The sequence below is a fragment of the Actinoplanes rectilineatus genome (assembly GCF_000962825.1).
Classification (GTDB): Bacteria; Actinomycetota; Actinomycetes; order Mycobacteriales; family Micromonosporaceae; genus Actinoplanes; species Actinoplanes rectilineatus.
In genome coordinates this window covers 38,409-50,233 of sequence record NZ_JZKF01000066.1, presented here as the reverse complement: position 1 = coordinate 50,233, position 11,825 = coordinate 38,409, and the positions used below count along the sequence as shown (strand labels likewise).

The following is an 11,825-nucleotide window of genomic DNA, read 5'->3' as shown; positions in this document are numbered from 1 at the left end:
CGGGAGTGCGGGAGTGCGGGAGTGCGGGAGTGCGGGAGTGCGGGAGTGCGGGAGTGCGGGAGTGCGGGAGTGCGGGAGTGCGGCACTCGGGTGTGCAGCGTTCGGAGGGGCCGCCCACCATGAACGGATGGAGTGCGCCGACGCCAGCCTCCGACCGCGGCGATCCGCGAGTCGCCGTCGACCGGGCGCAACCATGTGGGTCCGTCCGCCGGGCATCGCGGCGAGCAACTCGCTGACCACGGTATACGTCCCCCAGTGCCGCAGGATAGCCTGAGCGTGAGGCTCCACGACCGGGGGAGGAGCACGAGATGGGCGCGGTGTCGTGGGTGACGGCGGTGGCGCAGCTGTTCTTGGCGGTGGGGCTCGTCATGCTCGCCGTGAGTGGTCGGCAGCGGGCCAGGCAACGGCTCGACCGGCGTCTGATGGTCGTCGACCGCAAACTTGACACGATCATGCGGCATCTGGGGATCGTCGAGCCGGAAGCGGAGTATCCCGAGGTGGTGGGGCTGCTCGTCACGGGCGACAGGATTCAGGCGATCAAGGTCTATCGGGAGCGGACCGGGGTGTCGCTGGCGGATGCGAAACGGGACGTGGAGCGGCTCGAGCGGGAGTACTTTACGCGTACCCCAGAGAGGCCTTGACCCTCTGCAGGAAGGCCGTGTTGCCGGGGGTGGTCCGCAGTTGCGTCAGCAGGCGGGCGAGGCAGGCGGCCGGGTCCTGGCCGGTGAGCGCGTGCCGCATCTGACCGATGACGGTCATCTCGCCGGGGTTCAGCAGGAGTTCGTCGTGCCGGGTGCCGGTGCTGCTCACGTCGATGGCCGGGAAGATTCGTGACTCGGCGAGGCGACGGTCCAGTTTGAGTTCGGCGTTGCCGGTGCTCTTGAGTTCTTCGAAGATGAGCGTGTCCATGCCGGAGCCGTTCTCGACGAGCGCGGTCGCGACGATGGTCAGCGAACCGCCGCCTTCGAGGGCGCGGGCGGCGCCGAGCAGACGTTTCGGCGGATAGAGCGCGGACGCGTCGAGCCCGCCGGAGAGGGTGCGGCCGCGACCGGGGGCGATCAGGTTGTGGGCGCGGGCCAGGCGGGTCAGCGAGTCGAGCAGCAGGACCACGTCTTCGCCCTGTTCGGCGAGGCGTTTGGCTCGTTCGACGGCGAGGTCGGCGACGGCGGCGTGTTCCTGGGGTGGGCGGTCGAAGGTGGCCGCGACCACCTCGCCCTTGACCGAGCGCCGCATGTCGGTGACCTCCTCCGGGCGTTCGTCGACGAGTACCACCATCAGGTGGCATTCCGGATGGTTCTGGGCGATCGCGTCGGCGACCTGCTGCAGCACGGTGGTCTTGCCGGCTTTCGGCGGGGCGACGATCAGGGCGCGTTGTCCTTTGCCGATCGGCATCAGCAGGTCGATCATGCGGGTGGTGAGCAGGTGCGGTTCGGTCTCCAGGCGCAGGCGGTCTCGCGGGTGGATGGAGGTCTGCTGGTAGAAGTCGGTGCGCGGGCCGGGCGGGCGCCCGTTGACGGTGTCCACCCGCAGGCGGCCGTTCGCCTGGGCGACGCCGGTGATCAGGTCGCCGGGGCGCAGACGGTGGCGCCGGATCTCGGCGGCGCTGACCGGGATGTCGCCGGGGGACGGCAGGTAGCCGTCGACGCGCAGGACGTTGTGGTCCAGCAGGGCTTCGAGGGGTCGATCTTCTTTTTGGGTACGGGGTACCGAGGTGTTCACTGGTCCTCCAGCAAGAGTGGGGTTGCTCCGGGGTGCGCGAAGAGTGCGCTGCCCAGGGAGCGAAGGTGATGAGGTGGTGCGCGGCCCGGGGGTGGCAGGAACTGCCGGCATCCGGGGGCCGGAATGCCGTAACCGTAGCACCGTTGGCTTCCGCTGGCCATCAGGCGCGATGATGGCGGGGTCGGCACGGACTTTCGCTGGGAGGCGGCATGGCGCTGTTGCGCAGGGTGATCGGGGCGGTTCTGCGGCGGGTACGCCAGCGTCAGGGCCGGACCCTGCGGCAGGTCGCGGGTGCGGCCGGTGTGTCGCTGCCCTACCTGTCCGAGGTGGAACGCGGCACCAAGGAGGCATCGTCGGAGGTGCTGGCGGCGATCTGCCGGGCCCTCGGGATGCCGATGCCGGACCTGCTCGACGAGGTCCGTAAGGAGATGCTGCGGGACGTTCCGGCCCCGCGGGCGCATCTGCGGCTGGGTTTGGCCACGCAGCGCAGCGCGCAGGGCGGGTCGTCGCCGCGCAGCGCGCAGGGTGGGTCGTCGCCGCGGTGTGCGGTGGGCGGCGGTGCCCCGCGCAGCATGGCCCGGCTGCGGTGCACCATGATCAGCCGAGGGGTGGTACGCGCCTAGGCGACCACGGTGACCGGGGTGCCGGGCGTGATCTGCTTCAGCAGGGTGCGCTGGGCCTTCGCCGGCATCCGGACACATCCGTTGGAGATGCCGCGGCCGAACGCGCCGCGCCGCGACCAGGCGTGAATGCCGGTGTGTGCCTTGCGCAGCACGGACGACAGGTTCTCCGGGCGTTCCGGCACCGAGGCCAGCACCAGCGCGTCGAGACCGGCGTAGACGGTGCCCTCGGTGCCGGTGCGGCCCAGCACGAACGTCCGCCCGCTCGGTGTCGGCGTGGCGGACGAGCCGACCGACACCTGCCAGGACTGCCGCTGCACGCCGTCACGGGTCCAGGTGAGCCGCCGCGACGACAGGTCGACGATCAGGTGGTCGCGTAGGGGTTCGGGCCGCCATCCGCGGTCCGGGAGCCAGCCGATCCGCCGGTTCGCGGTCGGCGCCAGCACGGCGACCCAGCCGTCCTGGCGGGCCACGATCGGTGCGACGACCGGCAGGCCACTGATCCGCGGCGGCAGGTAGGCGCGGGCACGGCCGCCGGGGGCGTCGTACAGCACCATCCGGCGGGTGAGCCGGACCGCCTCGGCGGGGGTGGTCAGCGTGTGCGGGTCCGGGTCGGCGGGCAGGCCCCGTGGACCCTTCAGATAGGTGATCGTCGGCAGGCCGTCCGGCGGGTCGGCGACGGCCCGACGCGCGCCTGGCGCCGCGGCCACGGCCGGCGCGGTCGCCGACGGGGTTACCGCAGCCGGCGGTACGGCCCTGGCGGCCCGGCCGGAGTGGTCCGTCGCGTCGCCGCGGGTGAGGCCGGCGAGGGCCCCGAGAGCGACGACGGCGGCGGTGAGACCGGCGGCGGGCAGGACCGCGCGGCCGCGGGCGGATGACGGTGCGGCGTGGTACGCGCTCGGCATCCGCCCAGGTTACGGCGATTCCCCGTCAGCGGGGCGGCATGTTCGGCATCGTCGGCGGTGGTGGAGGGTGCTTCACGTCGCGACCCGAGGCCGACTGGTCGCGGACGTTGTTCTCTACGGCCGCCGCGGCGGACAGGGCCGGCGCGAACGGCACACCGGAGAAGGGCCTTCTCCGGCAGGGGCACCGGTGGCGTATCAATGGCTGGTCAGGGCCGGGGTCAGGGCCGGTGCCGGGGCCGGATCGGTCTCGGGTGGCACGGCGGGGCACCGGTGGTGTATCAACGGCTGGTCAGGGCCGGTGCGGGATCGGTCTCGGGTGGCACGGCGGCACCGGTGCTCTTCGCGCGCTGGGTGGCCGCCACGCACGCCAGCACGGCGACGGCGACCGCGGCGGCGTGCCAGGTGACGTGCTCGCCGAGCAGCAGCGCCGACCAGAGCAGGGTCAGCAGCGGCTGGGCCAGCTGGACCTGGCCGACCCGGGCGATGCCGCCGCGGGCCAGTCCGGCGTACCAGGCGACGAACCCCAGGAACATCGAGACGACGGTCAGGTACCCGAAACCGAGCCAGGCCTGCGGGGTGGCGTCCACCGGCGGCCGGTGGAGCATCGCGGCGACCGTGGCGGCCGTCGTCAGCGGCAGGGCGAGGATCAGGGCCCAGCAGATCGTGACGGCGCCGCCCATGGTCCGGGCGAGGACGCCGCCTTCCGCGTACCCCAGACCGCAGAGAAGGACCGCCGCGAAGAGCGACAGGTCCGCCCACGATGATCCGGTGCCGGCCGGGGTGGTGCGGAGGGCGGTGAAGCCGAGCACGGTGAGCACGCCGACGCCCGCGGCGGCCCAGAAGAGGACCGGTGGACGTTCCCTGCCGCGAAGCACGGCGAACACCGCGGTGATGCCGGGCAGTAACGCGACGACGATTGCGCCGTGGGCGGCGGGCTGCACGGTGAGGGCCAGCGAGGTGAACAGCGGGAACCCCGCGACGACGCCCAGGGCGACCACCGTCAGGCGCCGCCACTGTTCTTTCGTGGGGCGCGATGCTCGGCGAATCCCCAGGTAGACGAGGGCCAGAAGGCCGGCTCCGACGGCCCGGCCGAAGGCGGTGAACCAGGGGTCGAGGTCGGCGACGGCGGCCCGGGTGGCCGGCAGGGACAGGCTGAACGCCAGCACGCCGAGCGCTCCCAGGGCGGTGCCCGTTACCGCATTTCCGGCGATGACGTTACTCTGTGCTCTCATGAATGACGATAACGCAAGCGCTCGCGTTATCCACGATCTGCGGCGCGCGGCGGCGGCCGGGCCGGGATCCCGGCTGCCCTCGGTCCGTGAGTTGATCAGCCGGCATCGGGTGTCGCCGGCGACCGTGGCCCGGGCGACCCGGCAGCTCACCGCCGAGGGTGTGATCGAGGCGGTCCCCGGTCGTGGACTGTTCGCGGCGACCGCGCCGCGCGGCTCCGGCGTGCCGGATCTCGACTGGCAGACGGTGGCGCTCGGCGCCCGGCCGGACGGCGAGGAAGCCCTGCAGGCGCTGCTCGCGGTGCCGCCGCCCGGGGCGATCCCGCTGTCCGGCGGCTACCTCGATGCGGTTCTGCAACCGGCCGCGGCGCTCGCCGGCGCCCTCGCCCGGGCCGCCCGGCATCCGGCGAGCTGGGACCGCGGCGACGTCGCCGGACATCCCGACCTGCGCTCCTGGTTCGCCCGGGAGAGCGGTGGCCTGCTGCGCGCCGAGGACATGGTGATCTGCCCCGGCGGTCAGGCCGCGCTCACCACCGCGATCCGGGCGCTGACCGCGCCCGGCGAGCCCGTCCTGGTCGAATCGCCGACCTACCTGGGGGTGCTGGCCGCGGCCCGGGCGGCAGGCCGCCGGGTGGTGCCGGTTCCGGCCGACCATGATGGGGTACGCCCCGAGCTGCTCGCCGCGGCCTTCGCACGCACCGGCGCCCGGCTGTTCTACTGCCAGCCGCTGTACGCGAACCCGTCCGGTGCCGTTCTCGCCGCGGGTCGCCGCGCCGCCGTGCTGGACGCCGCCCGCGTCGCCGGGGCGTTCGTGATCGAGGACGACTACGCGCGGGATCTCACCATCGACGGGGAACCCGCGCCGCCGCTGGTGACCGCCGACGTCGACGGCCACGTGGTGTACCTGCGCTCGCTGACCAAGGCGGTGGCGCCCGGACTGCGGGTGGCCGCGCTCGGCGCTCGCGGGGCGGCCGGGCAGCGACTGCGGTCGGCCCGGGTGCTCGACGACTTCTTCGTGGCCGGGCCGTTGCAGCGGGCGGCCCTGGAGTTCGTGACGTCCCCGGTGTGGCCGCGCCACCGGCGGGCGCTGCGGTCGGCGCTGCGCGAGCGGCGGGACGCGCTGCTCACGGCGCTGGGCCGGCACCTGCCGACGCTGGTGCCCGCGGTGGTGCCGCGGGGCGGGTTCCACCTCTGGGTGCGGCTGCCGTCCGGTGTCGACGAAGCCGCCCTGGTCACCGCGGCTGCCGCGGCCGGCGTGGTGGTGTTCCCGGGGCGGCCGTGGTTCGCGGCGGAACCACCGGGGGAGTTCCTGCGGCTCACTTACGCCGCGGCGCCGCCCGAACTGCTCGACGACGGGGTTCGGCGGCTGGTCCGGGCGTGGTCTTGGTAACTCCTATGCCATCGGCAGGGATTGCCGGGACTAGGGTGTGAGACATGCTGCGCAAGCTGGGATTCCTCACCATCGGGCTGTTCGACGAGGCGGATCCCCGCCGTGGCCACGAGTCCACCCTGGAGATCATCTCGCTGGGGGAGCGGCTCGGCTTCGACAGCGCCTGGCTGCGGCACCGGCACCTGCAGTTCGGCATCTCGTCACCGGTGGCGGTGATGGCCGCGGCGTCCCAGCGGACCAGCCGGATCGAACTGGGCACGGCGGTGACCCCGCTCGGCTGGGAGAACCCGCTGCGCCTCGCCGAGGACCTGGCGACCGTGGACATCCTGTCCGGCGGGCGCATCAACCCGGGGGTGAGCGTGGGCCCGCCGATGAACTACGCGACGGTCCGCGACGCGCTCTACCCGGACACCGCCGACGCCGAGGACTTCAGCTACCAGCGGGTGACCCGGCTGCTGGCCGCCGTCCGTGGCGAGCAGGTCTCCGACTTCTCCGGCACCCTCGGATTCGAGCAGTTCTCCGGCCGTGTCCAGCCGCACTCGCCCGGCCTCGCGTCGCGCATGTGGTACGGCGGCGGCAGCCTGCGATCGGCCCGGTGGGCCGGTGAGAACGGCATGAACTTCCTGACCAGCAGCGTGGTGAAGGCCGAGGAGTCGACGGATTTCGCCGAGATCCAGCTGTCGCACATCCGGGCGTACCGTGAGGCCAACCCGGCCGGCCGGATCTCCCAGGGCCTGGTGGTGATCCCCACCGACAGCGCCACACCGGAGCAGCGGGCCCGCTATGCGGCGTACGCGGAGAAACGCCTGCCCCGCACCCGGGAGCCGCAGGGGCCGGCGCGGATGATGTTCGCCCCGGACGTCGTCGGCACCTCCGCCGAGATCGCCGAGCAGCTGGCCGCACACGTGGCGTTCCGGGAGGTGGAGGAGGTGGCGTTCGCGCTGCCGTTCACCTTCGAGCACGACGACTACGTCCAGATCCTCACCGACATGGCCACGAAGCTGGGCCCGGCGCTCGGCTGGAAACCCGCCTGACGGGTTGCCGCGCCGGGCGGCGCCGCATCACAGTGGACCGGTGACGCTCCCCGCCCCGGTCTTCGTCTCGCACGCCTCCGCCGATGACACGTTCGTCGCGGAACTGCGTATCCTGCTGGAGGACTGCCGGATCCCGGTCTGGGTGGACTCGCGGGAACTGCGCGGCGGCAGTCGCCTGGCACCGGAGATCGAGGCCGCCATCCGGGACGCCGCCCACGTCGTGGCGGTCCTGAGCCCCGCCACGATCAACTCGCCATGGGTACGCCGTGAGATCACCTCCGCCCTGGCCGTGGGCCGGCCGGTCATCCCGTTGCTGCTCCCCGGTATCACCCCCGCGGCCCTGACGATGTGGTTCCCGGAGGAGCCCGTCGCGATCGAGGTGGACCGTGGGCCGGGCGGGCTGAGCGCCGCCGCACCGCGGATCCTCGCCGCACTGGGCAGGCGGCTCCCCGACGACGCACCACCGTTCCGCGAAGCCGGGACGAAACCGGTCGAGGAACTGGTCCTGAAACTGACCGACCCCACGTTCGAGGAGGCCGGCGGACGGCGGCGGGTCCGGGCGACGGCCACGCTGATCTACGAACCGGCCGCCCGCGGGGCACGCCACGTGGAGAGCCGCCGGTTCGTCCTCACCGCGCCCTGGGACTCGATCGCCGCGGACGACCTGGCGTGGTACCTGCAGAGCTACTACCGCTGGCCGGCCGGGGTGTTCCGGCGGCGGGCCGAGGAGATCCAGGAGCGGCTGCCGGTCTGGGGCCGCGCCCTGCACACCGCCGCACTGGGTGATCCGGCGGCCCGGGCGGCGCTGACCGCCTGGCAGACCGCGGCGGACGGCGCCGACCGCCGGTTCTCGGTGATGGTCGACGGCGACCTGCCCACGGGATCCGCGTCGACGCAGGCGCAGGCGTCCGCCCGGGAGGCCGCCACCGTGCTGCTCACCCTGCCTTGGGAGCTGCTGCACGACGAGCGTGGCTGGCTGTTCCAGGGCCGGGACGCGGTCCGGGTCCGCCGCCGGTTGCCCAACCGTGAGGTCGCCCCGGCCCGCCCGGCCGCACTGCCGGTCCGGATCCTGCTGGTCAGCCCCCGCCCGGAACACGACGGCCGCGGCGGCCGGGTCAGCTACCTCGATCACCGCTCCAGTGCCAGGCCGCTCGTCGAAGCGGTGGAGGAACTCGGTGATCTGGCACGGTTGACGGTGCTGCCGCAACCCAGCTACGCCGCTCTGGAACAGGCCCTGGGCGACGGCGATCAGGGTCGGCCGTTCGACGTGGTCCACTTCGACGGCCACGGCGTCTACGACCGGCGGATCGGGCTGGGCGGCCTGTGCTTCGAGGCGGCCACCGACCCGTCCCTGCTCGAGGTGGTGGACGCCGACCGGCTGGCCGGGCTGGTCCGGCGGCACCGGATCCCCCTGGTCTTCCTGGAAGCCTGCCAGAGCGCCACCGCGGAGAACGACCCGACCGCGTCGGTGGCGGCCCGGCTGCTGAACGAGGGTGTCACCTCGGTCGTCGCGATGAGCCACAGCGTGCTGGTCGAGACCGCCCGGCGTTTCGTGCACGCGTTCTACGCCGCGCTGGCCCGGGGTGCCCGGGTGGGCACGGCGATGCTGGCCGGGCAGCAGGCGCTCCACGCGGACCCGGTCCGCGGCCGGGTCCTCGGCGCCGGGGAACTGCGGCTGCAGGACTGGTTCGTGCCGGTGCTCTACCAGGAGGAACACGACCCGCAACTGATCACCAGGATCGCGCCGGGCGACGTCCGGGAGCAGCAACGCCGACGGCGCCGGTTCAGCCTGGGCGCGCTGCCCGAACCGCCGGGCCACCGGTTCCACGGCCGCAGCCGGGACCTGCTCGCCCTGGAACGCCTGCTGACCCGGTCGTCGTGGGCGGTGGTCCGCGGCACCGGCGGCCAGGGCAAGACCACCCTCGCCGCCGAACTGGCCCGCTGGCTGGTCCGGACCGGCCGGTTCGGGCAGGCCGCCTTCGTGAGCCTGGAACACCACTGCGACGACCGGGCCGTCCTGGACACGATCGGCAGCCAACTGGCCGGCCCGCGCTACTCGGTCGCGGAGTTTGACGACCTGACCGAGGCTCTGCAGCCCGTCGAACGCGCCCTCCGCAACCGGCCGACGATCCTGGTGGTCGACAACTGCGAGTCCGCGTTGCTGGGCGAACCCGGCCCGATCTTCGCGCTGTGCGAGACCCTGGTGGCGGCCGGCGACGGCACCCGCCTGCTGTTCACCACCCGGGAGTCGTTGCCGGCGCCGTTCGACCGTCCGGAGCGGGCCCTCGGCGCCCTGGACTCCGCGTCCGCGATCGAGCTGGTCGGCCAGGTCCTGAAGCAGCAGGGGCTGGTCCCGCCGGAACAGGACGCCGGCGAGACCCCGCAACAGATCGCCGACCTGGTGGAGGCGGTCGGCCGGCACGCGCGGGCCCTGGTCCTGCTGGCCCCGGAGGTGGCCCGCGCCGGGGTGACCGCGGCGACGGCCGACCTGCACGAGGTGATGGTCAGCCTGGAACGACGGCATCCCGGCGACCGGGAGAACTCGCTCTACGCGAGCGTCGAGCTGTCGCTGCGCAGGCTCCCACCCGGCTCCCGTACCCACGCCGCCGTCCTGGCCGTCTGCCCCGGCGGGACCGATTTCGTGGTTCTGAAGGCACTGACGGGCCTCGAGCCCCGGGAATGCGCCCGTCTCGCGTTTGATCTGGTCAAGGTCGGGCTGGCCGAGTCTGCGGAGGAGGGGTACCTCCGGTTGGACCCGGGGTTGGCGCCCTACTTGATGGACGGGCTGGACACCGAGCGTGCCGAGCTGCTCCGCGGACAGTGGGCCGAGGCGATGGAGACCGTGACGGCGTTGCTTTACGTCGACCGTTACCAGAACGCGGCGAAAGCGGCACGGCTCGCCGCGCTGGAGGTCCCCCACCTGCTGTCCATGCTCGACCAGCTGCAGAAGGTCCGGCCGCCCGAGGACGTCGTTCTTCTCGCCTCGCAGGTGGAGACCCTGATGAAGGATCTGGGACGCGCCCACGCCGCTGCCCGTGCTGCCGGAATCCGCAGGCAGGCGGCGAGTCGCCTGGGCGAGTGGTCACATGCCCGGTTCGTGGACGAGTCGTCCCGGGCGAATGTGATGTCTGTCCAGGGCGATGATGCCGGAGCGCTGCTTGGATTTCAGCAGGTCCTCTCCCGATGTATCGCGGCGGGTGATGACGCATACGAGGACGCCGCCTTCGACACGGCACAGGCCCAGGCGATGCTGGGAACGGCACAACATGCCGCCGGTTCGCCCGATGCTGGACTGATCACGCTGCTGAAAGCGGAATCGTGCTTTCGGCATCTGGCCGCTGCCGGGGATGAGGAGGCAGCGAGGAACGTGACGACGACCTTGGCGGAGATCGGTGCATGCCTGTGCGATCTGGGCCGCTTTCAAGAAGCAACGAAGGCATGCGAGAGTGCCATCGCGTTGGCGGTGGCCTCCGGTGACGTCCGGGTACGGACGGTGGCCAGCTATCGACTCGGAACCGTGCACCTCTTGCAGGGGAACCTCGACAAGGCGCTGCGCGCCTATCACGATGCCCGTGATGTCGGTCGTGAACTGGGTGATGAGTCCATCGCGCTCCCGGCGATGCACCAGATCGGCATGGTGCACCGGAAGGCCGGACGATTCGAGGAGAGCGAGGACGCCTATCGCGACGCCCTGGCGATGGCGGTGCGACAGAAGGATCTCTCCAATCAGGTTTCGGCGCTGACCGAACTGGGAGGCCTCTACAACTACATGGGCCGGCCTGACGATGCCGTGGCTTTCTACCGGCGTGGGATCGATATCAGCGGGCAGCAGGGCGATCTCCTGTCCGAGGGGATCGCCCGCAACAACCTGGCGGAGACACTCATCGTGCTGGGCCGTCTCGACGAAGCCCGGCCTGAGCTCCAGCGGGCGGCAGTCTGTGTGGAGCCGTTCGGTGCCCATGCTCAGCCGTGGACGGTGTGGGCATTGTGGGAGAGTCTCGAGAGGTCCGCCGGAAACCGTGACGCCGCCGCTGCCGCGCGCAGGCGGGCGATCGGCGACTATCTGGACTATCGCCGTGCCGGTGGCGAGAACCGTACGGAGAACACCGCTTTCTTCGATCTTGTTCTGAGAGCCTTCGACCAGGGTACCCAGGCTCCGGCCATCCGGAGCCTGGAGGAGCGGGGACGACGCGACCAGCGGACGTGGGTGGTCGCGCTGTCGCGAAGTCTTGCTGCCTTCCTGGGCGGCAGCCGCGACGCGGGTCTGGCTGACGACACCGACCTCGACTACATGGATGCCGCCGAGATGGCGATTCTGCTGTACGGCGCCGGCGCCGCGCCGGCCGAGCACCGGCGCCGGCACGGGATCGGTTGACGGCACCGCGCGTGCGGTGCCGCCTTTCCGGCCGGTCCGCTCTCAGCGCCAGATCTGGTTGCGGTAGTCGCCCCAGACGTTGGCGGCGGCGACGTTCACCGTCGGCGTCGCGACGTCGTTGACGTAGTTCTGCTGTAGCCGTTTCCCGCTGTTGATGTTCTTCAAGAAATAGCCGGTGACGTAGTATTCCGCCTGGTAGATCTCCCACTGCTGATTGGTGGCGCCGGTGCATTCTGCCACCTTGACGGTCGTCGTCTCGGCGCCGTCCACATAACTCTGTTCCAGGCACTTGCCACTCTTGTTCTTGATGGTCACGACGACGTATCCGGTGCCGACCCGGGTGGACGCCCACAGCTGGCTGTCGCCACCGGTGCACGTGGCAACCTGTACGTCCGTCGTCTCGGCGCCGCTCACCCAGACCTGTTCCAGGCATTTCGTGCTGCGCCAGTTCAGGGTCGAGTGCCAGTAGTCCTCCGCGGCGGAGGCCGGGGCCGGCGCCACGAAAAGGGCCGCCATCGTGGCGAGAGCGATCGCGAAACGTCTCATGATGTTC

8 protein-coding genes and 1 pseudogene are annotated in these 11,825 nt (G+C 72.0%); 5 read left to right on the top strand and 4 right to left on the bottom strand.

What is annotated here, in order from left to right; translation table 11 throughout:
• The first annotated feature begins 308 nt into the window (after positions 1 to 308).
• Entirely contained in the window at positions 309 to 641 is a 333-nt protein-coding gene (locus WH85_RS34300; protein ID WP_045746242.1) for a hypothetical protein, read from the top strand.
• Here the strand turns inward: WH85_RS34300 and rho are convergent.
• Positions 616 to 1,719 (bottom strand): transcription termination factor Rho, encoded by a 1,104-nt coding sequence (gene rho, locus WH85_RS34295; protein WP_045746241.1) that lies wholly within the window; start codon positions 1,717 to 1,719, stop codon positions 616 to 618. The genes WH85_RS34300 and rho overlap by 26 nt on opposite strands.
• Before the next feature lie 209 nt (positions 1,720 to 1,928).
• On the opposite strand from rho, the pseudogene WH85_RS53335 reads away from it, so the two are divergent.
• Positions 1,929 to 2,142: pseudogene (locus tag WH85_RS53335) on the top strand (helix-turn-helix domain-containing protein); the annotation flags it as partial.
• 196 nt (positions 2,143 to 2,338) lie between these two features.
• Here the strand turns inward: WH85_RS53335 and WH85_RS34285 are convergent.
• Entirely contained in the window at positions 2,339 to 3,244 is a 906-nt protein-coding gene (locus tag WH85_RS34285) for a L,D-transpeptidase (protein ID WP_083449463.1), read from the bottom strand.
• Between the two features lie 278 nt (positions 3,245 to 3,522).
• Entirely contained in the window at positions 3,523 to 4,476 is a 954-nt protein-coding gene (locus WH85_RS34280; RefSeq protein WP_045746240.1) for a DMT family transporter, read from the bottom strand.
• Here WH85_RS34280 and WH85_RS34275 point away from each other — a divergent pair.
• Genes WH85_RS34275 through WH85_RS34265 form a run of 3 tightly spaced genes read left to right on the top strand, consistent with a single transcriptional unit; the run spans position 4,475 to position 11,272 of the window.
• Positions 4,475 to 5,863, top strand: coding sequence for an aminotransferase-like domain-containing protein (locus WH85_RS34275; protein WP_045746239.1), 1,389 nt, complete (start codon positions 4,475 to 4,477; stop codon positions 5,861 to 5,863). The genes WH85_RS34280 and WH85_RS34275 overlap by 2 nt on opposite strands.
• 44 nt (positions 5,864 to 5,907) lie before the next feature.
• Positions 5,908 to 6,897, top strand: coding sequence for an LLM class flavin-dependent oxidoreductase (locus WH85_RS34270; RefSeq protein ID WP_045746238.1), 990 nt, complete (start codon positions 5,908 to 5,910; stop codon positions 6,895 to 6,897).
• 40 nt (positions 6,898 to 6,937) lie between these two features.
• Positions 6,938 to 11,272 carry a tetratricopeptide repeat protein gene (locus WH85_RS34265; RefSeq protein WP_052721004.1) on the top strand — a complete coding sequence of 1,445 codons (4,335 nt, stop codon included), beginning with the start codon at positions 6,938 to 6,940 and terminating at the stop codon, positions 11,270 to 11,272.
• A gap of 42 nt (positions 11,273 to 11,314) precedes the next feature.
• On the opposite strand, the gene WH85_RS34260 is transcribed toward WH85_RS34265, so the two are convergent.
• A complete protein-coding gene (locus WH85_RS34260) occupies positions 11,315 to 11,818 on the bottom strand; it encodes an RICIN domain-containing protein (RefSeq protein WP_045746237.1) in 504 nt (167 codons plus the stop codon).
• Positions 11,819 to 11,825: the final 7 nt, after the last annotated feature.

Excerpts from the sequence above, each read along its gene's own strand:
- WH85_RS34275 (WP_045746239.1), top strand. The coding sequence starts at position 4,475 with ATGAATGACGATAACGCAAGCGCTCGCGTTATCCACGATCTGCGGCGC.
- WH85_RS34280 (WP_045746240.1), bottom strand. The coding sequence starts at position 4,476 with ATGAGAGCACAGAGTAACGTCATCGCCGGAAATGCGGTAACGGGCACC.
- WH85_RS34270 (WP_045746238.1), top strand. The coding sequence starts at position 5,908 with ATGCTGCGCAAGCTGGGATTCCTCACCATCGGGCTGTTCGACGAGGCG.
- WH85_RS34300 (WP_045746242.1), top strand. The coding sequence starts at position 309 with ATGGGCGCGGTGTCGTGGGTGACGGCGGTGGCGCAGCTGTTCTTGGCG.
- WH85_RS34285 (WP_083449463.1), bottom strand. The coding sequence starts at position 3,244 with ATGCCGAGCGCGTACCACGCCGCACCGTCATCCGCCCGCGGCCGCGCG.
- WH85_RS34260 (WP_045746237.1), bottom strand. The coding sequence starts at position 11,818 with ATGAGACGTTTCGCGATCGCTCTCGCCACGATGGCGGCCCTTTTCGTG.